Source organism: Thermomonas paludicola, assembly GCF_024498955.1.
GTDB classification, from domain to species: domain Bacteria; phylum Pseudomonadota; class Gammaproteobacteria; order Xanthomonadales; family Xanthomonadaceae; genus Thermomonas; species Thermomonas paludicola.
Map to the genome: position 1 here is coordinate 756,801 of NZ_CP093311.1, position 26,881 is coordinate 783,681.

26 protein-coding genes, 1 tRNA gene and 1 pseudogene are annotated in these 26,881 nt (G+C 66.3%); 11 read left to right on the forward strand and 17 right to left on the reverse strand.

Features of this window, described 5'->3' with window-relative positions; genetic code table 11:
- Positions 1-57 precede the first annotated feature (57 nt).
- The 3 genes from LIW09_RS03625 (at position 58) to LIW09_RS03635 (ending at position 3,609) form a co-directional block, all read left to right on the forward strand.
- Positions 58-816 (forward strand): flagellar brake protein, encoded by a 759-nt coding sequence (locus LIW09_RS03625; RefSeq protein ID WP_256646607.1) that lies wholly within the window; start codon positions 58-60, stop codon positions 814-816.
- Between the two features lie 238 nt (positions 817-1,054).
- Positions 1,055-1,504 carry a MerR family transcriptional regulator gene (locus LIW09_RS03630; protein ID WP_256646608.1) on the forward strand — a complete coding sequence of 150 codons (450 nt, stop codon included), beginning with the start codon at positions 1,055-1,057 and terminating at the stop codon, positions 1,502-1,504.
- Positions 1,501-3,609, forward strand: a complete 2,109-nt coding sequence (locus LIW09_RS03635) for a VIT domain-containing protein (protein WP_256646609.1) — start codon at positions 1,501-1,503, stop codon at positions 3,607-3,609. The genes LIW09_RS03630 and LIW09_RS03635 overlap by 4 nt, the downstream gene beginning before the upstream one ends.
- 100 nt (positions 3,610-3,709) lie before the next feature.
- Here LIW09_RS03635 and LIW09_RS03640 read toward each other — a convergent pair.
- Positions 3,710-3,796, reverse strand: a tRNA-Leu gene (locus tag LIW09_RS03640).
- A 96-nt stretch (positions 3,797-3,892) separates the two neighbouring features.
- Between LIW09_RS03640 and rnr the strand changes: the two genes are divergently transcribed.
- From rnr to LIW09_RS03655, 3 genes are read left to right on the forward strand one after another with little or no spacing between them, the layout of a single operon-like run.
- Positions 3,893-6,307 (forward strand): ribonuclease R, encoded by a 2,415-nt coding sequence (rnr, locus tag LIW09_RS03645; RefSeq protein ID WP_338064831.1) that lies wholly within the window; start codon positions 3,893-3,895, stop codon positions 6,305-6,307.
- A 60-nt stretch (positions 6,308-6,367) separates the two neighbouring features.
- The gene (rlmB, locus tag LIW09_RS03650; RefSeq protein ID WP_256646610.1) at positions 6,368-7,114 is read left to right on the forward strand and encodes a 23S rRNA (guanosine(2251)-2'-O)-methyltransferase RlmB; all 747 of its coding nucleotides are present in this window, start codon (positions 6,368-6,370) and stop codon (positions 7,112-7,114) included.
- On the forward strand, positions 7,114-7,386 hold the full coding sequence (locus LIW09_RS03655) for a CBU_0592 family membrane protein (protein ID WP_256646611.1): 273 nt from the start codon (positions 7,114-7,116) through the stop codon (positions 7,384-7,386). The genes rlmB and LIW09_RS03655 overlap by 1 nt, the downstream gene beginning before the upstream one ends.
- 29 nt (positions 7,387-7,415) lie before the next feature.
- Here the strand turns inward: LIW09_RS03655 and rnt are convergent, their stop codons facing one another.
- The 10 genes from rnt to pstS (LIW09_RS03705) form a co-directional block, all read right to left on the reverse strand.
- On the reverse strand, positions 7,416-8,048 hold the full coding sequence (gene rnt / locus LIW09_RS03660) for a ribonuclease T (RefSeq protein WP_256646612.1): 633 nt from the start codon (positions 8,046-8,048) through the stop codon (positions 7,416-7,418).
- 9 nt (positions 8,049-8,057) lie between these two features.
- A complete protein-coding gene (locus LIW09_RS03665; RefSeq protein ID WP_256646613.1) occupies positions 8,058-8,804 on the reverse strand; it encodes an HvfC family RiPP maturation protein in 747 nt (248 codons plus the stop codon).
- Positions 8,801-9,625 (reverse strand): HvfB family MNIO-type RiPP peptide maturase, encoded by an 825-nt coding sequence (locus LIW09_RS03670; RefSeq protein ID WP_256646614.1) that lies wholly within the window; start codon positions 9,623-9,625, stop codon positions 8,801-8,803. The genes LIW09_RS03665 and LIW09_RS03670 overlap by 4 nt, the downstream gene beginning before the upstream one ends.
- 6 nt (positions 9,626-9,631) lie before the next feature.
- On the reverse strand, positions 9,632-10,081 hold the full coding sequence (locus LIW09_RS03675; RefSeq protein ID WP_256646615.1) for an HvfA family oxazolone/thioamide-modified RiPP metallophore: 450 nt from the start codon (positions 10,079-10,081) through the stop codon (positions 9,632-9,634).
- A 110-nt stretch (positions 10,082-10,191) separates the two neighbouring features.
- Positions 10,192-10,893 carry a phosphate signaling complex protein PhoU gene (gene phoU, locus LIW09_RS03680; RefSeq protein ID WP_256646616.1) on the reverse strand — a complete coding sequence of 234 codons (702 nt, stop codon included), beginning with the start codon at positions 10,891-10,893 and terminating at the stop codon, positions 10,192-10,194.
- Complete coding sequence (gene pstB, locus LIW09_RS03685) at positions 10,893-11,708, reverse strand: phosphate ABC transporter ATP-binding protein PstB (protein WP_425507911.1); 816 nt, start codon at positions 11,706-11,708, stop codon at positions 10,893-10,895. Before pstB ends, phoU begins: the two co-directional genes overlap by 1 nt.
- Before the next feature lie 25 nt (positions 11,709-11,733).
- The gene (gene pstA, locus LIW09_RS03690; RefSeq protein WP_256646617.1) at positions 11,734-12,588 is read right to left on the reverse strand and encodes a phosphate ABC transporter permease PstA; all 855 of its coding nucleotides are present in this window, start codon (positions 12,586-12,588) and stop codon (positions 11,734-11,736) included.
- Entirely contained in the window at positions 12,588-13,556 is a 969-nt protein-coding gene (gene pstC, locus LIW09_RS03695; RefSeq protein ID WP_256646618.1) for a phosphate ABC transporter permease subunit PstC, read from the reverse strand. The genes pstA and pstC overlap by 1 nt, the downstream gene beginning before the upstream one ends.
- 60 nt (positions 13,557-13,616) lie before the next feature.
- A complete protein-coding gene (pstS, locus tag LIW09_RS03700; protein WP_256646619.1) occupies positions 13,617-14,711 on the reverse strand; it encodes a phosphate ABC transporter substrate-binding protein PstS in 1,095 nt (364 codons plus the stop codon).
- Positions 14,712-14,909: 198 nt separating this feature from the next.
- The gene (gene pstS / locus LIW09_RS03705) at positions 14,910-15,926 is read right to left on the reverse strand and encodes a phosphate ABC transporter substrate-binding protein PstS (protein WP_256646620.1); all 1,017 of its coding nucleotides are present in this window, start codon (positions 15,924-15,926) and stop codon (positions 14,910-14,912) included.
- 267 nt (positions 15,927-16,193) lie between these two features.
- Between pstS (LIW09_RS03705) and LIW09_RS03710 the strand changes: the two genes are divergently transcribed.
- On the forward strand, positions 16,194-17,402 hold the full coding sequence (locus LIW09_RS03710; RefSeq protein WP_256646621.1) for a porin: 1,209 nt from the start codon (positions 16,194-16,196) through the stop codon (positions 17,400-17,402).
- 71 nt (positions 17,403-17,473) lie between these two features.
- Here LIW09_RS03710 and nth read toward each other — a convergent pair whose 3' ends face one another.
- The 3 genes from nth to LIW09_RS03725 form a co-directional block, all read right to left on the reverse strand.
- Entirely contained in the window at positions 17,474-18,163 is a 690-nt protein-coding gene (nth, locus tag LIW09_RS03715; protein WP_256646622.1) for an endonuclease III, read from the reverse strand.
- On the reverse strand, positions 18,160-18,525 hold the full coding sequence (locus tag LIW09_RS03720) for a hypothetical protein (RefSeq protein WP_256646623.1): 366 nt from the start codon (positions 18,523-18,525) through the stop codon (positions 18,160-18,162). Before LIW09_RS03720 ends, nth begins: the two co-directional genes overlap by 4 nt.
- A gap of 112 nt (positions 18,526-18,637) precedes the next feature.
- Positions 18,638-19,420 (reverse strand): enoyl-CoA hydratase/isomerase family protein, encoded by a 783-nt coding sequence (locus LIW09_RS03725; protein WP_256646624.1) that lies wholly within the window; start codon positions 19,418-19,420, stop codon positions 18,638-18,640.
- 203 nt (positions 19,421-19,623) lie between these two features.
- On the opposite strand from LIW09_RS03725, the gene LIW09_RS03730 reads away from it, so the two are divergent.
- The 4 genes and pseudogenes from LIW09_RS03730 (at position 19,624) to arsC (ending at position 22,477) form a co-directional block, all read left to right on the forward strand.
- Positions 19,624-20,370, forward strand: coding sequence for an FKBP-type peptidyl-prolyl cis-trans isomerase N-terminal domain-containing protein (locus LIW09_RS03730; RefSeq protein ID WP_256646625.1), 747 nt, complete (start codon positions 19,624-19,626; stop codon positions 20,368-20,370).
- Between the two features lie 76 nt (positions 20,371-20,446).
- Positions 20,447-21,264 (forward strand): annotated as a pseudogene (locus LIW09_RS03735) (CoA pyrophosphatase).
- Positions 21,264-22,112: a sulfurtransferase gene (locus LIW09_RS03740; RefSeq protein WP_256646626.1), complete on the forward strand. Its 849-nt coding sequence runs from the start codon at positions 21,264-21,266 to the stop codon at positions 22,110-22,112. The pseudogene LIW09_RS03735 and the gene LIW09_RS03740 overlap by 1 nt, the downstream one beginning before the upstream one ends.
- 2 nt (positions 22,113-22,114) lie before the next feature.
- The gene (gene arsC, locus LIW09_RS03745; protein WP_256646627.1) at positions 22,115-22,477 is read left to right on the forward strand and encodes an arsenate reductase (glutaredoxin); all 363 of its coding nucleotides are present in this window, start codon (positions 22,115-22,117) and stop codon (positions 22,475-22,477) included.
- Between the two features lie 8 nt (positions 22,478-22,485).
- On the opposite strand, the gene LIW09_RS03750 is transcribed toward arsC, so the two are convergent.
- Genes LIW09_RS03750 through uvrA form a run of 3 tightly spaced genes read right to left on the reverse strand, consistent with a single transcriptional unit; the run spans position 22,486 to position 26,620 of the window.
- Positions 22,486-23,244 carry an enoyl-CoA hydratase/isomerase family protein gene (locus LIW09_RS03750; protein WP_256646628.1) on the reverse strand — a complete coding sequence of 253 codons (759 nt, stop codon included), beginning with the start codon at positions 23,242-23,244 and terminating at the stop codon, positions 22,486-22,488.
- Between the two features lie 17 nt (positions 23,245-23,261).
- Complete coding sequence (locus LIW09_RS03755) at positions 23,262-23,678, reverse strand: acyl-CoA thioesterase (RefSeq protein WP_256646629.1); 417 nt, start codon at positions 23,676-23,678, stop codon at positions 23,262-23,264.
- Positions 23,675-26,620, reverse strand: coding sequence for an excinuclease ABC subunit UvrA (gene uvrA / locus LIW09_RS03760; RefSeq protein ID WP_425507912.1), 2,946 nt, complete (start codon positions 26,618-26,620; stop codon positions 23,675-23,677). Before uvrA ends, LIW09_RS03755 begins: the two co-directional genes overlap by 4 nt.
- Between the last annotated feature and the right edge of the window lie 261 nt (positions 26,621-26,881).

Sequence of the window (26,881 nt, forward strand, 5' to 3'; positions counted from 1 at the left end):
GCCCTGCAGACGGAGAAATTTCAAGCAGCAGCTCACGCGAGCCGTTAAGCTGGAATGATGAGCGAAGCGCCTCCAGTACCGGCATTGGATTTGGCTGACTTGGACGGTTATTACGACAAGTTTTTCATTGAGGATGCAGGCGAAATCCGCCACCACTTGCAGCGGTTGGCAGCGGCCAACTGCGCGTTAACGGCGCGCGCGGATGGCAGCCAGGACAGCATGTCCACAATGCTTCTGCAGGTGGACGCGACCTCGTTGTGGGTCGATGTGCCCACCAACCGGGCGCTGCTGGATGCCTGGCTGAGTGCGCATCACCTGCGCTTTGAAGGAAGCCTGGACCGTGCCGCGCTGCGGTTTTCCTGCAACCCGGGCTGGCTGGACAGCCATGAAGGGCGGCCCGCATTGCGGCTGCCCATCCCGGTACGGATGCTCTACCTGCAGCGGCGCGAGTTCATGCGCCGCGAGCCGCCGCCGGGTGGATTGGTGTGCTTCCTGCGCTTGGCGGAGGACACGGAGGTTGAAGCCACGATCCGCGACATCGGCGGCGGCGGGCTGGCGATCGTCGCCACCCGCTCGGCCGTGAAGTTTGCCGTTGGCGACGTGCTTGCCGGTTGCCGGATCGAGCTGCCGGACATCGGCGAGGTGGAAGTGAGCCTGCAGGTTCGCCACGTGCTTGCCCGTGGCAGCCTTGGCTACGATGCCACGCAAGCTGGCTGCGAATTCGTCGATCTTGCCCCGGCCGCGCAACGCAAGCTGTTCCGCTATCTGTTGCAGCTGGACCGGGATCAGCTGGCGCGCCGGCGACGGGACGAATGAGCGAAGCGGTCGGCCTGCAAGGGCGTCATGCAGCATGAAGAACCCGCCATCGGCGGGTTTTTGTTTTGCGGATGCGTCACTACGCCAGGGTTCTCGATGGCGCTTGGGCCGTCACGCGATCCTGCGCGAATTCGCCGCCCATGACCCAGCAGGAGAGCCGGCCTCGGTGGCCTTGGAGGGGGAGTTGACACCTTCGAAACTTTAAGTGACACTATTGGTGTCGATTAAGGTGTCTGATATGAAATTGACCTTGCAGCAGCTGAGCGAGCGCGCTGGCATCCCGGGACGCACGGTCAGGTACTACATCCAGAAAGGCTTGCTTCCTGCGCCCGAGGGTGAGAAGCGCGGCGCGTACTACACCGATATCCATCTCGCTGATCTTCTGCGCATCAAGCAATGGCAAGACACCGGGCTGTCATTGGATGCCATTGCGGGGTTGCTCCAGGCCAGGAGTGCACCGCCTGTGGCGCCCGCGCGGCCCGGGGCGATCGAGGTGCGTTCGCACTTGATCGTGGCCGATGGACTGGAACTGGTGGTGGCGCCCGAGCGGGCCGGATTGACGCAAGCCCAGCTGCGATCGCTGCTGCGCTCGGTGCAGGACGCTTGCGAGGCGTTGCGTGATCCACCGCTGCCCCGAACGCGCACAAGAGCAGGACTGACCGACACAAACAGGGGATCTGAAGCATGAACCGTTCAAACCGTCGCCGCCCAACCTCGTTGCTTGCCAGCAGTACGCTGACAGTCACCATCACCGATCTCGTTGCCGAATACGAGCTGCGCCATGGCTTCCGCAACGACACTGATGACCCAATTGAAGCCGTGTATTCCTTCCCCGTGCCGCTGGACTCGGCATTCATGGGGATGGAGGCCACCCTGGCAGGCGAACAATTGGTTGCACGGGTCTTGCCCCGACAGCAGGCCAGCCGCAACTACGATGACGCCATCACAGAAGGAGACAGCGCGGTGCTGCTCGAGCGCCTTGAGCCGGGAATGCTGTGCGTGAATCTGGGCAACCTGAAGTCGGGCGAAGACGGCGAGATCGTGCTGCGTTTTGCCGCGCCGCTACACACTGCCGACCGGGCCGCACGATTCAGTCTTCCTTTGGTGCATCGGCCACGCTACGGACGAAGCAAGCTGGATGAGCTTGACGAACCCCGGCACGACTTCGCCGCCGAGCATCCCCTGGAGGCTTCGATACGCATACTGGGGTTGCTTGCGCGGGCGCCGGTGAACTGCGCGACCCACGGCGCGCGCTTCTCGTCGGACGGCGATGCGCGATGCCTGCAATTGAACCAAGCCATGCTTGATCGCGACTTGGTGCTCGTGTTCGATCTGCCCGGCGACTTCAGCGCGCAAGGCCGTCTGGTTGCGGACGGCGATGGTGCCATCGGGATGCTCACCTTCACAACGTCGGAGCGCCTGCGCGCAGTCGCTGCGTGTGACCTGTGCCTGGTGCTGGATGGCTCCGGCTCCATGAGTGGTGATGCCATTGCGCAGTCGCGTGATGCGTTGCGTGCTGTCGCCGGGGCGTTGCAAGACGACGATCGCATCCAGATCTTGCGCTTCGGCAGCAGCATCGTTCCGCTCTTCCGCCGTCCGTTGACGGCAAGCATGCGCGTGCGCGAAGCGATGCTGTCCTTGGCGGACACGGTCGATTCGGATCTTGGTGGCACGAAGATGGGCGAGGCGCTGGACCGTTCAATCGATGCGTTGAGTGCAGTGGGGCAGGCATCTGGTCGCACCCGGGCCATCATTCTCGTGACCGACGGTGCCGTACAGCCCTGCGAGGTCAAGGGCGCCCGGGCGCGTGCCATCGAGGCCGGTATTCGGATCTTCATTGTTGCGGTGGGAAGCAGCGCAGGCGCCGACGTTCTGGAGCCGCTAGCCGCCAGCACTCGCGCGGTTCTGGAGCGCGCCGTGCCGGCCGAACCCATCGATGAAGCGGTGATGCGCCAGCTTCGTCGGGCACGCGAGGAAGGGCCGCTGCAGATCCGCATTGACTGGGGCAGCCAGGACGCGCGGCCGTTGCCAGTGGATGTGGCCTATCCAGGGGACGCCGTTACTGCGATGGCGATGCTGCCGGCGGGGCGAACATGCCGGCCGCGAGTGCGGCTGCAGTCGAACGCCGAGGACTTGCAGTTCGACCTGCATGACGTTGAACAGGCCCCGGCGCTACGCGCCTTGGCTGGCGATCATGCCTGGCGACATGCGCCGGAAGACAATCGTGCGGATCTTGCATTGCGATACGGGCTGATCACCGATGAAACATCGGCGGTGCTGGTCAAAGTGCGCGGGGAGGGAGACAGGATCGAGGGATTGCCGACGGTCGTACCCGTCATGCACATGGCGCCTCATGGGATGATCGTTCCGAAGTCGGTGCACGCGCATGCACTCATGGCGTGTTTCGATGACTTGCCGGAGAGGCTCATGTTCAGCCGTGACAGCTTCGATGCGCCGGCCCTCGTGCGCAAACACGCGGCGGAATCGCGGGCCGACAGGCAGCCGCTGTCGCCGCAGCGCGTGATGCAAATCCGCCAGGCCCTGCGACTGGCCCTGGATGCGCTCCTGTTTTCCAAGGATCCGGGTGGATTCAGCATGGCGGCCTTGTTGGGACTGATTGACCCGGGCCTCCATGACGACATCCGCCAGTATCTGAAGACGTCCTGCATCGATTTGCGGAACGAAGGCGATGCATGCCGGCTGTTGGATCAACTCGTCGGATCGGGTATTGGCACGGATCTGACGGACGACCAGGAGGCTTGGTTGGCCGTGCGCCGACACGAACCCGCGTAAATGCCTGGTGGTTGCGCCTGGATGCAATGCCGGTTGCGGTGCCCTGGAACGACAAAACCCGCCACAGGGGCGGGTTTCGACGTGTTGCTGTTCTTCAACCTGGTGCCCGGAAGAGGACTCGAACCTCCACGAAGTTGCCCCCGCTAGCACCTGAAGCTAGTGCGTCTACCAATTCCGCCATCCGGGCCGGTTGAAGCCGCACATCATCCTGAGAAGTGCCGGGGCTGTCAACAGTTTTTTCCAATTGCGCCTGCGTTTGTTGCGTGGGCTGTACCATCTCGGCATGAGCAAACCCCCAAGCAAGCGCGGCCCGGGCCGCGACAAGGTGACCGGCGGCGGCACGCCTGGTTCTGGCAAGGCACGCAAGGCGGCAGGCAAATTGCCGCCGTGGATGCCGCAGCTGCCGGCGTCCACCCCTGATCGCGCAGGCAAGCGCGGGCCGAAGCCGCCGCCATTTGCGCCCACCTTCGACCCGCATGCACAGCGCGAGGCGCAGCGCTACGCCAACCCCATCGCCAGCCGGGAAATGATCCTGCAGGTGCTGGCGGCGCACGACGGGCCGATGGACGAGGCCGAACTGGCGCGCAAGCTGGCGCTGGCCGAGCCTGATCGCTTTGATGCCCTGCAAAAGCGCCTGAGCGCGATGCTTCGCTCCGGGCAGTTGCTGCAGAATCGGCGCGGCGGTTACGTGCCGGCAGCGCAGGCGGAACTGATCGCCGGCAGCGTGATCGCCAATGCCGACGGCTTTGGCTTCCTGCGTCCGGAAAAAGGCGGGGACGACCTGTTCCTGCCGCCTTACGAAATGCGCAAGGTCAGCCACGGTGATCGCGTGCTGGTCAGCGTCACCGGCGTGGACCGGCGCGGGCGCGGCGAAGCGACCATCGTCGAAGTGCTGGAGCGCCGCCTGACCCGATTGCTGGGCCGCTATACCGAAGAACTCGGGATCGGTTACGTGGTGCCGGACGACAAACGCATCCAGCGCAACGTGATGATTCCGCCGGGTGCCCGCAACGACGCGAAGGCGGGGCAGCTGGTGGTGGCCGAAATCGTGCAGCCGCCCGATACGCATCGGCCCCCCATTGGTCGCGTGCTGGTGGTGCTGGGCGACAAGCTCACCGCCTCGCAGGCGGTGGAAGCCGCCATCCACGGCCACGACATTCCGCATGAGTTCGCGCCGGAGGTGTTGGCGCAGGCCACCGCGGTGCCGTTGGACGTGCAGCCTGAAGATAGTGCCGGGCGCGTGGACCTGCGCGGCCTGCCGCTGGTCACCATCGATGGCGAGGATGCCAAGGATTTCGATGACGCGGTGTGGTGCGAGCCGAACCAGGACGGCTTCCGCCTGATCGTCGCCATCGCCGACGTGTCGCACTACGTGCGGCCCGGCACCCCGCTGGACGAGGAGGCGCAGTTGCGCGCGACTTCAGTCTATTTCCCCGGGTTCGTGGTGCCGATGCTGCCGGAGACCCTGAGCAACGGCATCTGCTCGCTGAACCCGGCGGTGGATCGGCTGTGTTTTGCATGCGACATGCAGATCGGGCGCGATGGCGTGGTGCGTGGATCGCGCTTCGTCGAGGCAGTGATGCATTCCCATGCGCGGTTGACCTACACCGATGTGTGGTGCGCGGTGGGCGACGGCATTCCCGAAGACGACCACGACGCGGCGCTGGCGAAGATCGGCCCGCTGCTGCCGCAGGTCCAGCGCCTGCACCAGCTCTACAAGGTGCTCGACAAGGCGCGCGCCAAGCGCGGTGCCATCGAGTTCGAGAGCAGCGAGGTGCGCTTCGTTCTGGATGCCCGCGGCGAGGTGACCCAGGCCGGCATGCTGCAACGCAATGACGCGCACAAGCTGATCGAGGAATGCATGATCGCGGCGAACGTGCAGGCCGCGTTGTTCCTGCTCGCGGCGCACATCCCGGCACCCTATCGCGACCATGATCGTCCGCCGGAGTCGAAGTACGCGGATCTGGAAGAATTCCTCAAGGAGTTCACCCTGCGGCTGCCGCCGTGGAGCAAGGTGCAGCCGAGGGACTTCCGCAACCTGCTGGAGAAGATCCGCGAGCGGCCCGACGCCGCGCTGCTGGAGTCGGTGATCCTGCGCAGCCAGTCGCTGGCCGTGTATGCGCCGGACAACATCGGTCACTTCGGGCTGGCGCTGGAGGCTTACGCGCACTTCACTTCGCCCATCCGTCGCTACGCCGACCTGCTGGTACACCGCGCGATCAAGCACGCGCTGGCCGGCGGCAAGCCGGAGACATACGCCTACTCGCCGCACGAAATGGCCGCGCTGTCGTTGCAGTGCTCGGAGCGCTCGCGGCGCGCCGACGAGGCGCAGCGCGAAGTGGATGAGCGTTATCGTGCGGCGTGGATGGAAGATCACATCGGCAAGGAATTCGACGGCACCATCAGCGGCGTGACCAGCTTTGGCCTGTTCGTGGAACTGGACGAGTCCAAGGTCAATGGCCTGGTGCACGTCACCCAGTTGCCGCGTGATTTCTACAATTTCGATGCGGTGCGAAAAACGCTGACCGGCGATCGCCGTGGCCACCAGTACCGGCTCGGCGACCGGGTGCGGATCGTGGTGCTGAAGGCCAGCGTGGAGGAGCGCAAGATCGACTTCCGCCTGGCCGAGGAAGACGCCGGCCTGCCGACACTACCGGAGCGTGGCCAACCGGCCAAGCGACGGAAGCGCAAGTACTGATTCCGGCATCCTCCCTTGCGAAGCGGGGGGGCCGTGGAAGAGCTGAGGCAAAATACCCGCATGAGCAAACCCTCCCAATGGATCGTCGGTCTGAACGCGGTGGCCTCCGCGCTGGAACACGACGCCGATCACGTGCGCGAAGTGCTGCTGGAAGCCGGTGGCAAGAACCCGCGCATCACCGAGATCGAGCAGCAGGCCCGGCGCAAGGACATCGACGTGCGCCGCGTCGCCCAGCAGGCGCTGGACGGCGTGGCCGGTGGCGTGCGTCACCAGGGCGCGGCAGCCCGCTATGCAGCGGTGAAAACCTGGGACGAGCACGAGCTTGCCGCCCTGGTGGAAGCGGCGGAAGGCCGCGCGCTGGTGCTGGTGCTGGACGGCGTGCAGGATCCGCACAACCTGGGGGCCTGCCTGCGCAGTGCGGCGGCCGCGGGCGCCACTGCCGTGGTGATCCCCAAGGACAAGTCGGTGCAGGTCAATGCCACCGTGCGCAAGACCTCCGCCGGCGCGGCGGATATCTTGCCGATCTTCAGCGTCACCAATCTCGCGCGCAGCCTGCGTGAGCTGCAGAAGGCGGGCGTCTGGATCTATGGCCTGGCCGGCGAGGCCGAAGCCTCGCTGTATGCGTTGGACTTGCGCGGCAACGTGGCGCTGGTGATGGGCAGCGAGGGCGAAGGCCTGCGCCGGTTGACCCGCGACACCTGCGACCAGCTGGTGAAAATTCCGATGCCGGGGGGATTCGAGAGTCTGAATGTCTCGGTGGCCAGCGGCGTGACCTTGTTCGAAGCGGTCAGGCAGCGGGGCGCGTGATGGCGCTGAATCTGGCGTGGTACGACTGGGTAGGGCTGCTCGGCACCGCCACCATCCTGCTCGGGTTTTTCCTGCTGCAGGCCGGGCGCCTGGCGGGAACCGGGCTGGTCTACCAGCTGATCAACCTGCTGGGCGCCGGTGGCGTGCTGGTGTCGCTGCTGGGCACGTTCAACCCGTCGGTGTTCGTGCTTGAACTGGCGTGGATGGCGGTGAGCCTTTACGGCATCGTGCGCTCGTTCAGGCGGCGGGGCGCGTCGAAAACGCCGGCCTGATGCTGCAGGCCGGCGTCGCGCGAGCTGCGCTACGCCGCCGCCACGTGGCGCCAGCCATTGGCGATCGTGCAGAACAGTTTCGCGGTCTGCTCGGTGTCGTACACCGCCGAATGCGCTTCGTTCGGGTCCCAGCCGATGCCGGCCGCCATTGCTGCCCGCGCCAGCACGGTCTGGCCATAGGCCAGCCCGGCAAGGGTCACGGTGTCGAACACGCTGAACGGGTGGAACGGGTTGCGCTTGTGCTGCACCCGCGCCACGGCCGCGTTGAGGAAATTCAGGTCGAAGTGGGCGTTGTGGCCGACCAGGATGGCGCGCTGGCAGGCGTGTTTCTTCACTGCGGCGCGCACCGCGGCGAAAATGATGTCCAGGCCCTCGCGCTCCGGCAGTTCACCGCGCAGCGGATGGCCGATCTTGATGCCGGTCACTTCCAGCGACTTCGGGTCGATGGTGGTGCCGGCTGCCGGTGCGATATGCGCGTGCGCCACCTCGCCCGGCACCAAACGGCCGGCGTCGTCCAGTTCAAGCGGCACCGCCGCGATCTCGAGCAGCGCGTTGGTAGTCCAGTCGAAACCGCCGGTTTCCACATCCACCACCACCGGTAGATAGCCGCGGAAACGTTCGGCCATGGGAACGATGGCGGGGCTGTCTTGCGAATCGGTCATCGGCAAAGCCTAGCAGAGCGCCCAGGTGAGCACGCCATCCGCATGCAGGCGCTGCAACATGGGCATGGCCTGGGTCAGGAATGCGTCGAAATCCGCATGCCCGGCCTCCTGTGCAAGCGCCCGCAGCAGTGTTCGCCCGCTGGCCTGTCCGCTGCCGGCAACCCGTTCCAGCAGCCGGTACAGCAGCGGCGACAGCAGCGAGAACTGCACGCGGCCGTCGCGGTCGCGGCACAGCAGGAGCAGCGTGGGGACATCCGGCGGTGTCTCCGGCTGGTAGTCCGGGCCGAGGCGATGCACAGGCCAGCGGTAGGCCAGCGGCCACGCCAGCGGCGAGAGCCTCGGCACGTCCTCCAGAAAGTCTGCCCCCGGAGCATGTTCCGTGGGGATGGCGTCGCTCAACTGCAGGCCAAGTTCGGCCCATTCGTAATGCGCCAGCTCGGCCAGCCATGGCGGCGTTGGCACGTGGGCAGGGGAAGATTGCAGGAATTCCACGAACTCCAAACCGAGCCGGGTGAACAGCGGCGTCTGGCTGCGATGCATGCGCAGGAAGCAGCGCAACAGTGCCTGCCAGTCGGCATCGCCCAGCGTGCTGCGAATCACCGGGAACGTGCCGCCAAGCAAGCCATCAAGGTTGTTGAACACCAGTTCGCGGTAGATCTTCAGGCGGCGATCTTCAATCCCGGGCGGGCCAGGCTGCGTGCCGGGGTCGCGCACATGCGCGGCCAGCGCGCGCAGCTGCTCGTGCAGTGCACTCATGGCGCGTCCGCCTGGAGCGCGCGGATGCGCTCGACTTCCGCCAGCAGCGTCGGTAGCGGCGGGAAGTTGAAATCGCGTTCCAGCAGGGTGGGGCGCACCCCGTGGGTGGCATAGGCGTGCGCCAGCAGCGCCCACACGTCGTCCTTCACCGCGGCGCCGTGGGTGTCGATCTTCAGGTCGTCGGCTTCGTCGAAGTGGCCGGCAACGTGGTAGCTGGCGATGCGTTCGCCAGGCATCGCGGCGATGAAGGCGCGCGCGTCGTCACCGTGGTTGATCGCGTTGACGAAGACGTTGTTCACGTCCAGCAGCAGGTCGCAGTCGGCGTCGGCCAGCACGGCATTGATGAAGACGGCCTCGTCCAGCGCCTTGTAGGGCGCTGCGTAGTAGCTGACGTTCTCGACGGCGATGCGCCGGCCCAGCGCGTCCTGCACGGCGCGGATGCGCGCCGAAACGTGGCGCACGGCTTCGTCGGTGAACGGCAGTGGCAGCAGGTCGTACAGATGGCCATCGGCGCTGCAGTAGCTCAAATGCTCGCTGTACATCACGGCGCGGTGCCGATCGAGGAAGTCGCGGGTCTGGCGCAGGAAGTCCGCGTCCAGGGGGTCGGGGCCGCCCAGCGACAGCGACAGGCCGTGGCAGCTCAGCGGGTGCCGGGAGGACAGCGCGACCAGCTTCTCGCCCAGTGCGCCACCGACGCCGATCCAGTTGTCCGGCGCGCATTCCAGAAAATCGAAGGCGCCCGCGGGCGCCTCGATCAACGCATCCAGCAGTGCGCGGCGCAAGCCAAGGCCAGCGCAGCGCCCGGGCAGGGTGTCAGCCATGCGGCGCTACATGCTGCCGCACTTGCCCTCGCCGCATTTGCCTTCGGTCGCGGCTTTGCCTGCGGCAGCCGGCTTTTTCATTGCGGCGTGGTGGGCATCCATTTCTTTCTGGCTGATGAAGCCATCGCCATCGGTGTCGATGGTTGCGAATTTGTCATCCTTGCCACCGTGGGCAGCAGCGAACTCGGCGCGCGACAGGCGGCCGTCCTTGTCGGTGTCCATCTTCGCCATGCCAGTGCTGCCTTCGTGCGCGGCCTTGTCGTTGCCGGCCATCATCCCGGCACCGCATTTTCCTTCGCCGCATTTGCCTTCGGTGGCCTTGGCGCCGGCAGATGTGCCGGCAGTCTGTGCTTGCTGCATATGGCCACTGGCCATTGCCTGCATCGAGAACAGCGAGCCTGCCGCGACGGCAGCACCAATCGCCAACGCAAGGGATTTCGGGTGGGTCTGCGACATGACGGGCTCCGGGCGCGATGGCGTGAAAGAGGAGCGTCGATCCTACCGCCTGCGCGGTAGCGCGGCCAGTGCGCCGGTGGCCGCCGTTCATGACGGCCCGCCGGGTGCGATCAGATCACCGTGGTGTTGCTTTCATCGCGCTTTTCGCGCGGTGGCATGAGCTCTTCGCCGTGGAGCAGGAACCACACGTTCTCGGCGATGTTGGTGGCATGGTCGCCGATGCGCTCCAGGTTCTTGGCCATGAACAACAAGTGCGTGCAGGGGGTGATCACGCGCGCATCTTCCATCATGTAGGTGAGCAGCTCGCGGAACAGGCCGGTGTAGAGCGTGTCCAGTTCCGCGTCGCGGGCGCGAACCTGCAGCGCGGCTTCGCCATCGCGCGCGCTGTAGGCTTCAAGCACGTCACGCACCTGGCGTGCGGCCATCCGCCCCAGCGCGTCCAGCCCACGGGTGTGCGGCAGCGGCGGCGACAGGTTCAGTGCCATCGAACGCTTGGCGATGTTGGCGGCGTAGTCGCCGATCCGCTCGATGTCCGACGCCACCCGCAGGGCGGCCAGGATCATCCGCAGGTCGCCGGCCAGCGGGCCGCGGCGGATCAGGTGGATCACGTCGTGGTTGACCTGCTGTTCCAACGCGTCGATCGCATCGTCGTTGCCGACCACGCGTTCGGCGGCCTTGTCATCGCGGCGCTCGACCACGTCCAGCGCGGCTTCCAGTTGCGCCGCGGCCATGTGGCCCATGCGGATCAGTTCGTCCATCAGCGCGCGCTGTTCGTCGTCGTAGCTCTTGACGATATGGGAATACTCGTTCATCAGCCGAACCTGCCTGTGATGTAGTCCTCGGTCTGTTGCTTGCCGGGGGTGGAGAAAATCTGCTCGGTGGCGCCGTGTTCGACGAGATCGCCCAGGTACATGAAGGCGGTGTAGTCGGAAACGCGTGCGGCCTGCTGCATGTTATGGGTCACGATCATGATGGTGAAGTCGCGCTTGAGCTCTTCCACCAGTTGTTCGATGCGGCTGGTGGAAATTGGATCCAGTGCCGAGGTTGGTTCGTCCAGCAACAGCACCTCCGGTTTCAGCGCCACCGCGCGCGCGATGCACAGGCGCTGCTGCTGACCGCCGGACAGGCCCAGACCGCTGGTCTTCAGCTTGTCCTTGACCTCGTCCCACAGCGCGGCCTGGTGCAACGCCTGTTCGACGCGAACTTCCATCTCCGCCTTGCCCAGCCGTTCGTGGTGGCGGATGCCGTAGGCGACATTCTCGAAGATCGTCATCGGGAACGGGACGGGCTTCTGGAACACCATGCCGACCTTGCTGCGCAGGCGGTTCATCGGGTATTTGGGATCGAGGATGTTCTCGCCGCCCAGCAGCACCTCGCCCTTGGCGACCTGCTTGGGGTATAGCGCATAGATGCGGTTGAACACCCGCAGCAGGGTGGACTTGCCGCAGCCGGACGGACCAATCAGTGCTGTGACCCTCTTTTCCGGGATGTCCAGGTTGATGTTCTTCACCGCGTGGTACTTGTCGTACCAGAAGTTCAGGCTGCGCGCGGCAATCTTCACCGGCGGTGCGGTGGGCTGGGGGGCCTCGCGCATCGGCGCGGCCACGGTCAGGCGGGGGTCGTTCATGGGGAGTCGGGAAGCCTGCGAGGAATTAGTCATGGCTGACCTTGTGACGCCGCACGATCAGGCGCGCGACGATGCTGATCAGCAGCACGAACATGGTCAGGACAAACGCACCGGCCCAGGCCAGCGCGTGCCAGTTGTCGTACGGGCTCATCGCGAACTGGAAGATCACCACCGGCACGTTGGCCATTGGCGACAGGATGTCGGTCGTCCAGTATTGGTTGTTCAGGGCGCTGAACAGCAGCGGTGCGGTTTCACCGCTGACCCGCGCCAGTGCCAGCAGAATGCCGGTGACGATGCCGGGCAGGGCGCTGCGGTACAGCACCTGCAGCGTCACCTTCCACTGCGGCACGCCCAGCGACAACGCGGCCTCGCGCATCTGCGAGGGAACCAGCCGCAGCATCTCGTCGGTGGTGCGCACCACCACTGGCAGCACGATCATGCCCAGCGCGATCCCGCCGGCCAGCGCCGAGAAGTGCCCCATCTGCGCGACGACCAGGGTATAGACGAACAGGCCCAGCACGATGGATGGTGCCGACAGCAGGATGTCGTTGACGAAGCGGATGGTGTCACCCAGCCGGCTTTTGCTGGAGTATTCGGCCAGGTAGGTGCCGGCCAGCACGCCGATCGGTGCGCCCAGGGCGATGCCGAGCACGCTCATCAGCAGGCTGCCGGAAAACGCATTGAGCATGCCGCCACCCTCGGCCCCCGGGGGCGGGGTCATTTCGGTGAACAGGCCGAGGTTCAGCGCGCTCAGGCCCATGCGCAGGGTGGTCCAGACGATCCACACCAACCAGAAGATGCCGAAGACCGCGGCGGCCACGGCCAGTGCCTGGGCCGCCACGTTCTTGGCGGCGCGAACGCCATGCAGCGAGAGGGCCATCAGTTGCCCTCCCGCTTGTTCAGCCGGCGCAGCATGAGCCGGGCGATGCTCAGGACGATGAAGGTCACGATGAACAGCACGAAGCCCAGCGCGATCAACGAGGAGCGGTACATCGCCGAGTCGGCCTCGGTGAATTCATTGGCAATGGTGGCTGCGATCGAGTTGCCGGGTTCCAGCAACGACGCGGTAAGCGAATGTGCATTGCCCAGCACGAAGGTCACCGCCATGGTCTCGCCAAGGGCGCGGCCCAGCCCGAGGAACACGCCGCCGATCACGGCCGAGCGGGTGTACGGCAGCACCACGTCCCACACCACTTCCCAGCGGGTGGAGCCCAATGCGTAGGCGGATTCCTTCAAGCGGCCCGGTACGGTCAGGAACACCTCGCGCATCACCGAGGAAATGAACGGGATCACCATGATCGCCAGCACCAGGCCTGCGGTCCCCATGCCCAGTCCCAGCGGCGGGCCGGTGAACAGATGCCCGAGCAGCGGCAGCTGGCCCAAGTGTCCATCCACCCACGGGAACACGTGTTCGCCCAGCAGCGGCACCAGCACGAACAGGCCCCACATGCCATAGATGATCGAGGGAATGCCGGCCAGCAGTTCGATCGCCGCGCCGACCGGGCCGCGCAGCCACTTCGGTGCGATTTCGGTGAGGAAGAAGGCGATGCCGAAGCTCACCGGCACGGCAATCACCATCGCGATGAACGACGTGACCAGGGTGCCGTAGATCGGTACCAGCGCACCGAACTGCTGCTGCACCGCGTCCCACTGCCCGGTCCACAGGAACGCGAGGCCGAATTTCATGAAGGCCTCGCGACCGCCCCAGAGCATGGATAACGCCGCTGCTCCCAGCGTGACCAGCACGAACAGGCCGGCAGCAGTCACCAGCCAACGGAAGCCGTTGTCAGTGCGTTGGTCGGCGCGTTCGCGCGCCTGCTCGATGGCGCTCAGGGCAGTGGCATTCATGGTGTGTGGGGTGTCGGTGTCAGTGCGGCCCGCCGCCACGGCGTGGGGCGGGCGCGGGGGTCAGGCCTTGATCTCGCTGGCCCAGTAGGCTTCGATTTGTTGCACCAGCTCCGCGGGCAGCGGCACGTAGTGCAGCGCATTCGCCTGCGACTGGCCGTTCTCGAACGCCCACTTGAAGAAGTCCAGGGTGTTGCGCGCGCGCTGCGCGTCCTTCGGCTGGCGGTAGGCCAGCACGAACACGGTGGCGCTGATCGGCCAAGCTTGCGCGCCGGGCGCGTCGGTGATCACCAGGTTGAAGTCCTTGGCGTTCTTCCAGTCGGCGCTGGCGGCGGCGGCCTGGAAGGTCTCGGCGCTTGGTTGCACCCAGTTGCCGGCGGCGTTCTGCATCGCGGTGAATGCCATCGTGTTCTCGGTGGCATAGGCCAGCTCGACGTAGCCGATGGCACCCTTGATCTGCTTCACGTAAGCAGCCACGCCCTCGTTGCCCTTGCCGCCCACGCCGGTGGGCCAGCCAACCGAGGTGCCTTCGCCGACCTTGGCCTTCCACGCCGGGCTGACCTTGGACAGGTAGTTGACGAAGTTGAAGGTGGTGCCGGAGCCGTCGGAGCGATGCACCACGCTGATCTTGCCGGCCGGCAGCGCCACGCCCGGGTTGAGCGCGGCGATCGCCGGATCATTCCAGGCCGTGACCTTGCCCAGGTAGATGTCGGCCAGCAGCGCGCCGGTCAAGCGCAGCTTGCCGGCGGCGATGCCCTCCACGTTCACGACCGGCACCACGCCGCCGATGGTGGCCGGGAATTGCGCGAGACCCGCTTGAGCGAGTTCGTCAGAGGCCAGCGGTTTGTCCGACGCGCCGAAATCCACGGTGCCGGCCTTGATCTGGGCGATGCCGCCGCCGGAGCCGATCGATTGGTAGTTGATCTTGTGCCGGGTGGCCTTGTTGTAGTCGTCCGACCACTTGGAAATCAGCGGATAGACGAATGTCGAGCCGGCACCGGTGATCTGCACGGCCACCTCGTCGCCCGCAGTGGCGCCTGCCGCGGGGGTGCCGGCGCTGTTCCCTGTCGCCGGCGTGCTCTCGTTCTTGCAGGCGGCCAGGCCAACCAGCAGGCACAGGGCCAGGGCGGCGAGGCGGGGCGAGGGTGTGAGGTTCATGGGCGTGCTCCTGTAGCGGTGGCGCCGGGCGTGTCCCGGAAGCGCTCATGAAACGCTGTTTTTGTGACATCCGGATGACAGTCGGCGGCGCCGGGTATGCAGGGCGTTGCGGGATGCGGCATCGGTTGCAAAAAAAGAGCGGGCCATGAGGCCCGCTTGGCATTCAACCCCGGCAAGACTTGCCGGTTTGCTGCGGCCTTACTTGATGTTTTGCGCCCAATAGGCTTCGATCTGGCCGACCAGTGAATTGGGCAGAGGCACGTAATCCAGCGAGCTTGCCTGCGCCTGGCCGTGCTCGAACGACCACTTGAAGAAGTCCAGTGCGGCCTTGGTGCGGGCGGCGTTCTTCGGCTTCTTGTACATGATCGCCCAGGTGGTGGCGGTGATCGGCCAGGCCTGCTCGCCCGGCGCATTGGTCATGATCAGGTTGAAATCCTTGGCCGACGCCCAGTTGGCGGTAGCCGCGGCAGCGGAGAATGTGTCGTCGCGCGGCTGCACGAAGTTGCCGGCGGCGTTTTTCATGCGTGAATAGGTCAGTTTGTTCTGCAGCGCGTAGGCATACTCCACGTAGCCGATGCCGCCGCGGATCTGCTTGACGTAGGCCGCCACGCCCTCGTTGCCCTTGCCACCCACGCCGGCCGGCCAGGCGACCGCGGTGCCTTCGCTGACCTTGGCCTTCCAGTCCGGGCTGACCTTGGACAGGTAATTGGTGAAGTTGAAGGTGGTGCCGGAACCGTCCGAGCGATGCACCACGGTGATCTTCATGTCCGGCAGCTGCAGGCCACCGTTGAGCGCGGCGATCGCCGGGTCGTTCCAGCGGGTCACCTTGCCCAGGAAGATGTCGGCCAGCAAGGTGCCGTCCAGCTTCATCGCGCCGGGGGCGACGCCGGGCACGTTGACCACCGGCACGATGCCGCCGATCACCACCGGGAACTGGCCCAGGCCGGATTTCTTCAGCTCGTCAGGCGGCAGCGGCTTGTCGGAGGCTCCGAAATCCACGGTGCCGGCCTTGATCTGGGCGATGCCGCCCCCGGAGCCGATCGACTGGTAATTGATCTTGTTGCCGGTGGCGGCGTTGTAGTCGGCGGACCACTTCGACAGGATTGGATACACGAAGGTGGAGCCGGCGCCGGTGATGTCGGCGGCGAAGGCGCTTGCAGCGAAGCTGGTGGCCAGCGCGAGTGCGGCGATGCGGAGCTTGAAGGATTTGGACACGTAAGGACTCCTGATGAGCGGATGCGACGGGTTCGCCCGTCTCGTGGCGCATTTCACCGCGCATGCGTGACATTCACGGGAAGCTGCAGTGACAGTTGCGTGACACGAAGCGGGAGGCGGTGTTTGCGCGGTACCGGCAAGAAAACCTCGCAACCGCCATGAAACTGCAATCAAACGGATGTGAAATTCAACTCCGACATGCGACGCCGGCGAGAGCCTGCGCGCAACGGTCATTCAGGCAATCCCACATTCCATCGGAGTCTTTACATGCGCCCCACCCATTTGGCCGCCGCGATCGCCCTGGTCGTCGCTGGCAGCACCAGTTGCAATGCCGTTGCGCAGACCGCACCCAGCGCCCGGGACATTGCGGATCTGAAAGCGCAGGTCGCCGCGCTGCAGGCGCAGATCCAGAGTCTGGAAGAACGCACCGATGCACAGTCCGACGTCAACCTGGTCCAAGCCAAGCTCAATGAAGATGCGGAGGCGGCCAAGAGCAGGATGGACAAGCTCGCCAAGCTGCTGAATGACACCAGCATCAGCGGGCGCATGTACTACAACCTGACCAGCATCGACGACAGCAGCAAAGGCGTGAAGACCGACAAGTCCGGCTTCGCCTTCGACATCAAGCGCTTCTACCTGGGCGTGGACCACAAGTTCAACGACCAGTGGTCGATGAACCTGACCACCGATTTCCAGTATTCCTCGGCGATCGGCGCCACCGAGATCTACCTGAAGAAAGCCTACGTGCAGTACAAGCTCAGCGACGCGTTCGTGCTGCGCGCCGGTGCCACCGACCTGCCGTGGGTGCCGTTCGCCGAGAACTACTACGGCATGCGTTATGTCGAAAACACCCTGGTCGACCGACTGAAGTTCGGCACCTCCGCCGACTGGGGCGTGCATGCCAGCGGCAAGCTCGCCGGCGGCTCGGTGGAGTACGCAGTCGCGGCGCTGAATGGCAACGGTTACAAGAACCCAAGCCGCAGCAAGGGGTTGGATTTCGAAGGCCGGATGAGCTACATGCCGACCATGAACACGGTACTGGCGCTGGGCTTCTACAACGGCACTCTCGGCAAGGAGAAGCAGACCGTCAACAGCCTGCACAACGCCGAGCGCATCGACTTCCTGGCCGCCTATGCGTCCGGCACCACCCGCTTCGGCGCCGAATACTTCCAGGCCAGGAACTGGAACAACGTGCTGACCGTGGCGGCCGACAAGGCCAGCGGCTGGTCGGTTTGGGGTAGCACGGGCCTGGGCGACGGGGGCATCAATCTGTTCGCCCGCTACGATCGCACCGATCCGAGCAGGATCCTCGATCCGACCCTGCGCGACACGTACTACAACGTCGGCGTGGAGTTTCCGATCACCAAGGGCGTGAAGCTGTCCACCGTGTACAAGCACACAGACCAGAAGAACGCGCTGCTGACCAAGGATCTCAAGACCGACGAGTTCGGCGTGTGGGGCGAGTTCCGCTTCTGATCCAGGAAGTGGCCAGACGAAGTGGCACGGGCGGCGGACTTCGGTCTGCCGCTTTTTTTTGTGCGCGCGGCTCAGTTGACCCAGCTCGACGGGCCTTTATCGGGCCAGCGGCACAGGTCGTGAACCGGGCAATGCAGGCAGTCCGGCTTGCGCGCCTTGCAGGTGTAGCGCCCGTGCAGGATCAGCCAGTGGTGCGCGTCGCGCGCGAACTCGGCCGGCACCAGCCGCACCAGCTTGTCTTCCACCGCGCGCACGTCCTTGCCCGGCGCCAGCCCGGTGCGATTGGCGACGCGGAAGATGTGCGTGTCCACCGCGATGGTCGGCTCGCCGAACGCGGTGTTGAGGATGACATTCGCGGTCTTGCGGCCCACGCCGGGCAACGCTTCCAGCGCCTCGCGGGTGCGCGGCACTGCGCCGTCGTGGCGCTGCAGCAGCAATCGGCACAGGGCAATCACGTTGGCGGCCTTGGCGTTGTACAGGCCGATGGTGTTGATGCAGCCCTTCAGCCCGTCCTCGCCCAGCGCCAGGATCGCGGCCGGCGTGTTGGCGACCGGGTACAGCTTGCGGGTCGCCTTGTTGACGCCGATGTCGGTGGCCTGCGCGGACAGCACCACCGCGACCAGCAGCTCGAACGGCGTGCCGTATTCCAGCTCGGTGGTCGGATGCGGGTTGGCATCGCGCAGGCGGGTGAACAGGTCGGCGATCTCGCCGGGCGTCAGCTTGCTGCCGCGCGCGGCGCGGGGTTTGCGCGGTGCGCTCATGCGTGGCGCGCCTTCGCCTTTGCCAGTGCGCGCGCCAGCGCATCCGCGGCGGCCGAAGGCAGGGCCGCCTGTTGTGCCTGCGGGGCCGGTGCGGGCCGGCGCGCGGCCTCGCGTTCTGCCTGGATCCGCGCCAGCCGCACGGCGCGGGCGCGATGGCGCTCGCGCGCAGCCAGCGCGAAGCGGCGGGCGTCGCGTGCTTCGATCAGGCGGATGCCGCATTCCGGCGCGCAGGCCGGGCAGGGCTGTGCGTCGAGCAGGCCAAGCGACAGCGCGGCGTCGAGGTCGTCCTCGCGCAGCGCCGCCATCAGGGCGTGTGCCGGATGCTCGAGTGCGCAGCTGCAGGTTGGACAGGGAATGTGCATGTGTTGCTCGTCATGCCCGCGCGGGCGAGCCTCTCGCCTTGCATGTCAGTGCCCAGTCGAATGCTGGATCCCCGCCTTCGCGAAGACGCCAGCGGATGCCGGGGACGCGGCCTTATTTTCCCGCAAACGCGGGCTTGCGCTTTTCGAGGAACGCGCTGGTGCCTTCGCGCATGTCGTCGGTCGCAAACATCAGGCCGAACTGCGCGGATTCGTACTCCAGCCCCTCTTCGATGCCGCACTCGCCACCGATGTTCACGCAATCCAGCATGCCGCGCAGCGCCAGCGGTGCGGCCGAGGCCAGCTGCCTGGCCAGTGTCATGGTGTCTGCCTCGAGTTCCGCCGCAGGCACGACCCGGTTGACGATGCCCAGCTGCAGCGCACGCTCCGCGTTGATCGCCGCGCCGGTCAGGCAAAGTTCCAGCGTGGCCGCGCGGCCGCACAGGCGCAGCAGGCGCTGGCTGCCGCCAAAGCCCGGGATCAGGCCAAGGTTGATTTCCGGCTGCCCCAGCTTGGCGGTGTCGGCGGCGATCCGCAGGTGGCAGCACATCGCCAGTTCCAGCCCGCCGCCCAGGGCGAAGCCGTTGACCATCGCGATGACCGGTTTCGGCAGTTTTTCCACCCGCCGCATCATGCGCGTGCCGCGCAGCGAGAAATCGCGGCCCTGCACCGGGGTGAGCGTGTTCATCTCGGCGATGTCGGCGCCGGCCACGAAGGCCTTGGGCCCCGCGCCGGTCAGCACCACCACGCGCACCGCGTCGTCGCTGGCGGCAGCGCCGAATGCGGCATCCAGGGCATCCAGCGTGGCCGCATTGAGTGCGTTCAGCTTGTCGGGGCGGTTGATGCGGATCGTGCGCACACCGTCGACGGTATCGACCAAAAGCAGGCTGTCAGTCATGCAATGTCCAAAAATAGAGGGTGGATGGGGGAACTTCGGCCGCTGCCGGGGGTCGCAGGAGGAGCGTCGGTAGCCGTGGAAGGCCGGGGCCAGTATCCTAACGTGTCGCCTCGGGGCTGTTCGACCGATGAGACAAGCCGCCCGCCAATGATGTCGGGCCCATGTAGCCGCTTCTGCGGCTTCTCAGACAAATGAGGTTGTGGATGAAGTTGCGTTTGATTGCTGCCAGCGTGGCGGCCCTGACCCTGACCGCCGGCATTGCCTCGGCGCAGTCCAAGCCGGCGGCAGCTCCTGCGAAGCCGGCAACTCCAGCCGCCGCCTCGGCCGCCAATTCGGCGGCGATGCCGGTGGTCGACAAGACCCATGCCAGCTACGCCTTCGGGTGGCAGCTGGGCCAGGAACTGGCAAGCGGCGGCGAGCCCATCGATATCGCCACCGTGGTGCGTGGCGTGCAGGATGCCTTCGCCAAGAAGCAGCCGGCTTACACCGAGCAGCAATTGGGCACGGCCTATGCCGGTTTCCAGAAGCGTCTTGAGATCAAGGCGCAGGAAGCCTTCCGCAGGGCGCTGGCCGACAACGAAGCGCAGTCGGTCGATTTCGTCGGCAAGTTCAAGGCGCAGCCGGGCGTGATCACGCTGCCCAGCGGCATCATGTACCGCGTGGCCAAGGCGGGCACCGGCGCCAAGCCGGGCGCGACCAGCGAGGTGCAGATCGCGTTCCGCAGCTTCCTGGCCGCGGTTGGCGTGCCGCTCAGCGGCGTGCAGACGCCGCCGCCGTTCAAGGCTGCCGATGCGCCAATCCCGGCGCTGAAGGAAACCCTGCCGTTGATGCAGCAGGGCGCGGTGTGGGAGGTGGTGATCCCGCCGGGCAAGGGCTTGGGTGGCGGTCAGAACGAGCAGTTCGCAAAGCAGGCCGTGGCCATGCAGATCGAGCTGGGCGCGGTGAAGTAATCCCGCACGGCGGGTTGCGTTCCTCGATGCGCCGGCCTTGTGCCGGCGCATCGCGTTTCGGGGGTACCCTATGCACATGAGTGTCCAGTTTCGTGCCGTGCTCAGCCCCTGCACCGGCATTTGTACCCTCGACGATGCGGGGCTGTGCCGGGGCTGCCACCGCACTGCCGACGAAATCGCGGCGTGGTCGGCAATGAGCGATGCCGCCCGCCTGCACGCCATGGAGACCTTGCTGCCGGCGCGCGCGGCAGCGTGCGGTGACGATTGATGGAGCCCGACGCGCTGGCCTCGTGGCTGCTGCCGGCACTGCATTCCCTGGCGGTGCCGCCTGCGGAGCGCCCGTGGAACCTGCACGAGCTGGACGGGCTGCCGCTGCCGCCGCAGCCCCGCCCCGCCGCGGTGCTGGTGGGCATCATTCCGCGCCCGGCCGGCGCGGGGGTGCTGCTGACCCGGCGCAACGACCGCATGCGCCAGCATGCGGGGCAAGTGAGTTTTCCCGGTGGACGCATCGAAGGTGTGGATGCCAGCCCTGCCGCCGCTGCGTTGCGCGAGGCGCACGAGGAGGTCGGCCTGGATGCAGGGCAGGTGCGCGCCCTGGGGTATCTGGATCCGCTGCTGACCATCACCGGTTACCGCGTGTTGCCGCTGCTGGCGTTGATCGATCCCGGTTTCGTGGCCCGCCCCGACCCTGGCGAGGTGGCCGAGGTGTTCGAAGTGCCATTGTCGCTGCTGCTGGACCCGGCCAGCCTGGAGCAAGTCGAGCTGCAGTTCGGTGGCCTGTCCCGCCACGTGTTCCAATACCGTTATGAACAACAGCGGATCTGGGGCGTGACCGCTTCGATTCTTTACAACCTGCGGCAACGGCTGGCGAATGCCAGCCAAGGGAGAGCGTGATGGCTGGATGGACAACCGTGGTGCAGGCAGACATCTTTTCGATGGCACTGAACCGCTCTGACGTGGCCATCCTGGATTGCCGGTTCTCGTTGCTGGATCCCGCGTTGGGCGAACAGGAATGGCGGCGCGGGCATCTGCCGGGCGCGATCTACGCCAATCTGGAGCGCGACTTGTCCGACATGTCGCGGCAAGGGCAGGGGCGTCATCCGTGGCCGGAGCAACGGGCGTTCCTCGACAAACTCATGCAGTGGGGGATCGAGCCGACCACGCAGGTGGTGGCCTACGACGGCAGCGACGGCGCCCTGGCGGCGCGCCTGTGGTTCCTGTTGCGCACACTGGGCCACGAAAAAGTGGCGGTGCTGGATGGCGGCTGGTCGCGCTGGGTGTCGCAGGGCTTGCCCACCACCTCGCAGCCGCGCGCGCCGATGACCTCGCAGTACCGGGCCGAGTTCGACCAGTCGCGGCTGCTGGATGCCGATGGCGTGCAGGCCCATCTGGAGCAGGGCAAGCTGCTGCTGGATGCGCGCGCGCCCGCGCGTTTCCGCGGTGATGAGGAGCCGCTGGATCGCGTGGCCGGGCATGTGCCCGGCGCGGTCAATCGTCCCTATGCACAGAACCTGGGCGAAGACGGTCGCTTCAAGACGCCGATGCAGCTGGCCGATGAATACCGCGCGCTGCTCGATGGCCGCGATCCGGCCGACGTGGCGGTGATGTGCGGCTCCGGCGTCACCGCCTGCCACGACCTGCTGGCGATGGAACGTGCCGGGTTGCGCGGGGCAAAGCTCTATACCGGTTCCTGGAGTGGCTGGATTACCGATGCGTCGCGGCCGGTGGCGACGGGAGGCTGAACATGGACAACGCAGGCCAGCACGTGGAAATCTGGCATCGCCCCACGTGCGGCAATTCGCGTGGCGCGCTGGAATTGATCCGCGCGGCGGGGATCGAGCCGGTGATCGTGGACTATGTCAATCATCCGCCGAGCAAGGCGCGGCTGCGCCAGGCGATTGCCGACGCCGGCCTGCGCGTGCGCGAGGCGATCCGCAGCAAGGAGCCGGAATACGCCGCTCTGGGGCTGGACGATCCGGCGCTGTCGGACGATGCCTTGCTGGACGCACTGGTGGCCACGCCGCTGCTGATCAACCGGCCGTTCGTGTTCACCGCCCGGGGCGTGCGCCTGTGCCGGCCGCCGGAGCAGGTGCTCGGCCTGCTCTGAGGGGCGGATTATTTGCCGATGCGGGCCAGCATCGCGCGCAATGCGGCCTGGGTGTCCGGGTCCATCCAGCCGGTGACGAAGCGCTCCAGGTCGATGCGGTCATCGCGCAGGCAGTCAACCACCGCGCGGCGCGCGATGCGCCGCGTTTCCAGCATCGGCATGCGCGGCAGCTGCAGCAATTCCTCCAGCCAGACGCGCGCGCGCGTGGCCACATCTTCAAGGTCGGTGAGCTCGTCCACCAGGCCGATGCGCAGCGCGTCGCGCGCTTCCGGCATCGCGCCCGCCACCAGCAGGCGCTCGGCGCGATGCGCGCCCACCGCACGCGCCAGCAGCGCCTGGATGCCTTCCGGCGCGACCAGTCCCACCTGGGTTTCGTTCAAGCCGATCCGGAACGGGCCGTCGGCCATGATCCGGTAGTCGCAGCACAGCGCCAGGACGCAGCCACCGGCCGGCGCGTGCCCGGCCATCGCCGCGACCACCGGCACCGGGCTGGACGCCAGCGTGCGCGCGGCGGTGAAGAAGGCCGCCCATGCCTGCAGCAGGCTGTCCTGGTCCGTGCCCAGCGAAAGCAGGTAAGGCACGTCGAGCCCCGCGGAAAACACCTTCGGCCCGCCGGCCAGCACGATGCCCTGCGCGCCGTTGCCGACAGCATCGCGCAGTGCATGGGTGATGGCGTTGCACAGCTCCGGGTTCAGCGCGTTGACCGGTGCCCGCGCCAGGCGCAGCTCGTGGACGTGGCCGTGGATGGTGGTGTCGATCAATGACATGGCAGGATCCTCATGGGTCAGGCGGGCAGCAGCAATTCCGACGCGCGTCGTACTGCAGCGGGCAACGGCGTTGGCTTGCCGCCGTGGCGTTCGATCCACACCGCGACCACGTTGCCGTCGCAGTGCAGACTGCCATCTTCCGCCACGATGCGGTGCCCGATCACCACGCTGGTGGTGCCCAGCCGTTCGGTGAACAGTTCCACGAACACGCTGGCCGGATATTCGATCGGGCGCTTGAAGTTCAGCGTGGCCGACGCCACGACCGGCGCGGCGTCTTCGGTCACCCAGTCCTCGCCGATGGTCTGGAACCACTCGATGCGCGCCTGCTCCAGGAAGGTCAGGTAGCGCGCGTTGTTGACGTGGTTGAACGCGTCCAGGTCGCTCCAGCGCAGTGGTATCGGCGTGCGGAACACGGTGCTTGCGGGGGAGGTCATGCGCTGCCCTTCTTTTTGCTGCGAGTGGATGCCGAGGGTGCCGACTTTTTTTCGAGCAATGGCGCAAGGAAGTGGCCGGTGTGCGAGGCCGGGTTTGCCGCCACCTGCTCCGGCGTGCCGACGGCGATGATCTGGCCGCCGCGATGGCCGCCCTCGGGGCCCAGGTCGATCACCCAGTCGGCGGTCTTGATCACGTCGAGATTGTGCTCGATCACGATCACCGTATTGCCGTCGTCGCGCAGGCGGTGGAGCACGTCCAGCAGCGCCTCGATGTCGTGGAAGTGCAGGCCGGTGGTGGGCTCGTCGAGGATGTAGAGCGTGCGCCCGGTGTCGCGGCGGGAGAGCTCTTTCGACAGCTTCACCCGCTGCGCTTCACCGCCCGACAAGGTGGTCGCGCTCTGGCCCAGCTTGACGTAGCCCAGGCCCACGTCGATCAGCGTTTCCAGTTTGCGGGCGATGGCCGGCACCGGCGCAAACAGCTCCAGCGCCCGTTCCACCGTCATTTCCAGCACGTCGCGGATGCTGTGCCCCTTGTAAAGGATCTCCAGCGTCTCGCGGTTGTAGCGCTTGCCGCCGCACACGTCGCAGGGCACGTACACGTCGGGCAGGAAGTGCATTTCCACCTTGATCAGGCCGTCGCCCTGGCAGGCTTCGCAGCGCCCGCCGCGCACGTTGAAGGAGAAGCGCCCCGGCGAATAGCCGCGTGCGCGTGCTTCTGGCGCCTGTGCAAACAGTTCGCGCAGCGGCGTGAACAGGCCGGTATAGGTCGCCGGATTGCTGCGCGGGGTGCGGCCGATCGGCGACTGGTCGATATCCACCACTTTGTCGAACAGGTCCAGCCCGACGATGTCCCGGTAGGGCGCGGGCGTGTGCGAGGCGCCGTTGATCTCGTTGGCCGCCAGCGCGAACAGGGTGTCGTTGATGAGCGTGGATTTGCCGGAGCCCGACACGCCGGTGACGCAGGTCAGCAGCCCGGCCGGAATCTCCAGGTCCACGTTCTTCAGGTTGTTGCCGGATGCGCCCTTGAGTTTGAGTAGCATTTTTCGGTTGGGCGGATAGCGCAACTGCGGCACGTCGATTTTCTTCTTGCCAGACAGGTATTGCCCGGTCAGCGAGCGCGGCGCGTTCAGCACATCGTCCAGCGTGCCCTGCGCCACCACTTCGCCGCCATGCACGCCTGCGCCTGGGCCGATGTCCACGATGTAGTCGGCCAGCCGGATCGCGTCTTCGTCGTGCTCCACCACGATCACCGTGTTGCCGAGGTCGCGCAGCCGGGTGAGCGTGCCCAGCAGCCGCGCGTTGTCGCGCTGGTGCAGGCCAATGGAGGGTTCGTCGAGCACGTACATCACGCCGACCAGCCCCGCGCCGATCTGCGACGCCAGTCGGATGCGCTGCGCTTCGCCGCCGGACAGCGAATCGGCCTTGCGTTCCAGGCTCAGGTAGTCAAGCCCGACATCCACCAGGAAGCCCAGCCGCTCGCGGATTTCCTTGACGATCTTGGTGGCGATTTCGCCGCGCCAGCCGGGCAGGGTCAGCGCCTCGAAGAAGGCCAGGCAGGTGTCGATGGGCAGTACCGCGATTTCATTCAGCGGCCTGTCTGACACGAACACGTTGCGCGCCTGCCGGTTCAGGCGTGCGCCGCCGCATTCGGGGCAGGGGCGCTCGCTGATGTATTTGGACAGCTCTTCACGTACCGCTGCGCTTTCGGTTTCGCGGTAGCGGCGTTCCAGGTTCGGAAGGATGCCTTCGAACGCATGCTTGCGCTGGTGTTTGCTGCCGCTTTCGCTGATGTAGGTCAGCGGGATCGCTTCGCCGGCGCTGCCGTGCAGCACGATCGCACGGATCGCTTCCGGCAGCTGTTGCCACGGCGTATCGACATCGAAACGATAGTGTTTCGCCAGCGATGCGATCATCGAGAAGTAATAGGCGTTGCGGCGATCCCAGCCGCGCATCGCCCCGGCCGCCAGCGACAGCTCCGGATGCGCCACCACCCGCACCGGGTCGAAGAACTGGGCCACGCCCAGCCCGTCGCAGCCCGGGCAGGCGCCCACCGGCGAGTTGAACGAGAACAGCCGTGGCTCCAGTTCGGGCAAGGCGTAGTCGCAGACCGGGCACGCGTATTTCGACGAGAACAGCAGCGGCTCGCGCCCTGCGTCGGCCGCGTCCGGCAGCCTGCCTGCCGCGGCACTTGCGCCATCCTGCGCGGCGTCCATCGACTGCACGATGGCCATGCCATCGCCCAGCTTCAGCGCGGTCTCGAACGACTCGGCCAGCCGTTGGCGGAGTTCCGCGCGCGGCTTGAAGCGGTCGATCACCGCCTCGATGGTGTGCTTCTGGCGCAGCGCCAGCGCCGGCAGCGCATCGATCTCGTGCAGCACGCCATCCACCCGCACGCGCACGTACCCCTGCGCGCGCAGCTGCTCGAACACCTGCACGTGCTCACCCTTGCGCTCGCGCACCACCGGCGCCAGCAGCATCCAGCGCTGGTTGGCCAACGCTTCGTCGGCTTCCATCGCCAACACCTGGTCCACCATCTGGCTGACGGTCTGCGCCTCCAGCGGGAAGTGGTGGTCCGGGCAGCGCGGGCTGCCCACCCGCGCATACAGCAGGCGCAGGTAGTCGTGGATTTCGGTAATGGTGCCGACCGTGGAGCGCGGGTTGTGGCTGGTCGATTTCTGTTCGATGGAAATCGCCGGGCTGAGGCCTTCGATATGGTCGATGTCCGGCTTGTCCATCACGCTGAGGAACTGCCGTGCGTAGGCAGACAGCGACTCCACGTAGCGGCGCTGGCCTTCGGCGTAAATGGTGTCGAACGCCAGCGATGACTTGCCGGAGCCGGACAATCCGGTGATCACGATCAGCTTGTCGCGCGGCAGGTCGAGGTCGATGTTCTTGAGATTGTGCGTCCGTGCGCCGCGGAGGCGGATGAAGTCCAGCGCCATCGGGGGGTCCTGCAGTTTGGGGGATGGCCGCGGCAAGTCCGGGCCAATCGGGAAGCGTAACCAGCCGCAGGAGGCAGGGCAAATCGACAGCATGACGCGGTTGCAGGGGGCTTCGGCTGGGGAGCTTGGTGGCTAGGCCGGATGCCGCTTTCAGGTAGTCTGGCGCGATGCGCGCGGCACGACGCGGAACGTATTGGTCGGCAAGGGTGGGCGGTCGCGACAGTGCATCCGTGCCGCCGGCTTCCTGGAAAGCGTTCGGGC

What these genes read in the sequence shown, in the direction of transcription:
- LIW09_RS03635 (WP_256646609.1), top strand. Translation starts at nt 1,501, where the DNA reads ATGAACCGTTCAAACCGTCGCCGCCCAACCTCGTTGCTTGCCAGCAGT.
- LIW09_RS03720 (WP_256646623.1), bottom strand. Translation starts at nt 18,525, where the DNA reads ATGCACATTCCCTGTCCAACCTGCAGCTGCGCACTCGAGCATCCGGCA.
- LIW09_RS03740 (WP_256646626.1), top strand. Translation starts at nt 21,264, where the DNA reads ATGGCTGGATGGACAACCGTGGTGCAGGCAGACATCTTTTCGATGGCA.
- LIW09_RS03675 (WP_256646615.1), bottom strand. Translation starts at nt 10,081, where the DNA reads ATGTCGCAGACCCACCCGAAATCCCTTGCGTTGGCGATTGGTGCTGCC.
- LIW09_RS03710 (WP_256646621.1), top strand. Translation starts at nt 16,194, where the DNA reads ATGCGCCCCACCCATTTGGCCGCCGCGATCGCCCTGGTCGTCGCTGGC.
- LIW09_RS03655 (WP_256646611.1), top strand. Translation starts at nt 7,114, where the DNA reads ATGGCGCTGAATCTGGCGTGGTACGACTGGGTAGGGCTGCTCGGCACC.
- rlmB (WP_256646610.1), top strand. Translation starts at nt 6,368, where the DNA reads ATGAGCAAACCCTCCCAATGGATCGTCGGTCTGAACGCGGTGGCCTCC.
- LIW09_RS03730 (WP_256646625.1), top strand. Translation starts at nt 19,624, where the DNA reads ATGAAGTTGCGTTTGATTGCTGCCAGCGTGGCGGCCCTGACCCTGACC.
- LIW09_RS03755 (WP_256646629.1), bottom strand. Translation starts at nt 23,678, where the DNA reads ATGACCTCCCCCGCAAGCACCGTGTTCCGCACGCCGATACCACTGCGC.
- LIW09_RS03665 (WP_256646613.1), bottom strand. Translation starts at nt 8,804, where the DNA reads ATGAGTGCACTGCACGAGCAGCTGCGCGCGCTGGCCGCGCATGTGCGC.
- arsC (WP_256646627.1), top strand. Translation starts at nt 22,115, where the DNA reads ATGGACAACGCAGGCCAGCACGTGGAAATCTGGCATCGCCCCACGTGC.
- LIW09_RS03725 (WP_256646624.1), bottom strand. Translation starts at nt 19,420, where the DNA reads ATGACTGACAGCCTGCTTTTGGTCGATACCGTCGACGGTGTGCGCACG.
- LIW09_RS03670 (WP_256646614.1), bottom strand. Translation starts at nt 9,625, where the DNA reads ATGGCTGACACCCTGCCCGGGCGCTGCGCTGGCCTTGGCTTGCGCCGC.
- LIW09_RS03630 (WP_256646608.1), top strand. Translation starts at nt 1,055, where the DNA reads ATGAAATTGACCTTGCAGCAGCTGAGCGAGCGCGCTGGCATCCCGGGA.
- uvrA (WP_425507912.1), bottom strand. Translation starts at nt 26,620, where the DNA reads ATGGCGCTGGACTTCATCCGCCTCCGCGGCGCACGGACGCACAATCTC.
- pstA (WP_256646617.1), bottom strand. Translation starts at nt 12,588, where the DNA reads ATGGCCCTCTCGCTGCATGGCGTTCGCGCCGCCAAGAACGTGGCGGCC.
- nth (WP_256646622.1), bottom strand. Translation starts at nt 18,163, where the DNA reads ATGAGCGCACCGCGCAAACCCCGCGCCGCGCGCGGCAGCAAGCTGACG.
- pstB (WP_425507911.1), bottom strand. Translation starts at nt 11,708, where the DNA reads ATGAACGACCCCCGCCTGACCGTGGCCGCGCCGATGCGCGAGGCCCCC.
- LIW09_RS03750 (WP_256646628.1), bottom strand. Translation starts at nt 23,244, where the DNA reads ATGTCATTGATCGACACCACCATCCACGGCCACGTCCACGAGCTGCGC.
- rnr (WP_338064831.1), top strand. Translation starts at nt 3,893, where the DNA reads ATGAGCAAACCCCCAAGCAAGCGCGGCCCGGGCCGCGACAAGGTGACC.
- LIW09_RS03625 (WP_256646607.1), top strand. Translation starts at nt 58, where the DNA reads ATGAGCGAAGCGCCTCCAGTACCGGCATTGGATTTGGCTGACTTGGAC.
- phoU (WP_256646616.1), bottom strand. Translation starts at nt 10,893, where the DNA reads ATGAACGAGTATTCCCATATCGTCAAGAGCTACGACGACGAACAGCGC.
- pstS (WP_256646619.1), bottom strand. Translation starts at nt 14,711, where the DNA reads ATGAACCTCACACCCTCGCCCCGCCTCGCCGCCCTGGCCCTGTGCCTG.
- rnt (WP_256646612.1), bottom strand. Translation starts at nt 8,048, where the DNA reads ATGACCGATTCGCAAGACAGCCCCGCCATCGTTCCCATGGCCGAACGT.
- pstC (WP_256646618.1), bottom strand. Translation starts at nt 13,556, where the DNA reads ATGAATGCCACTGCCCTGAGCGCCATCGAGCAGGCGCGCGAACGCGCC.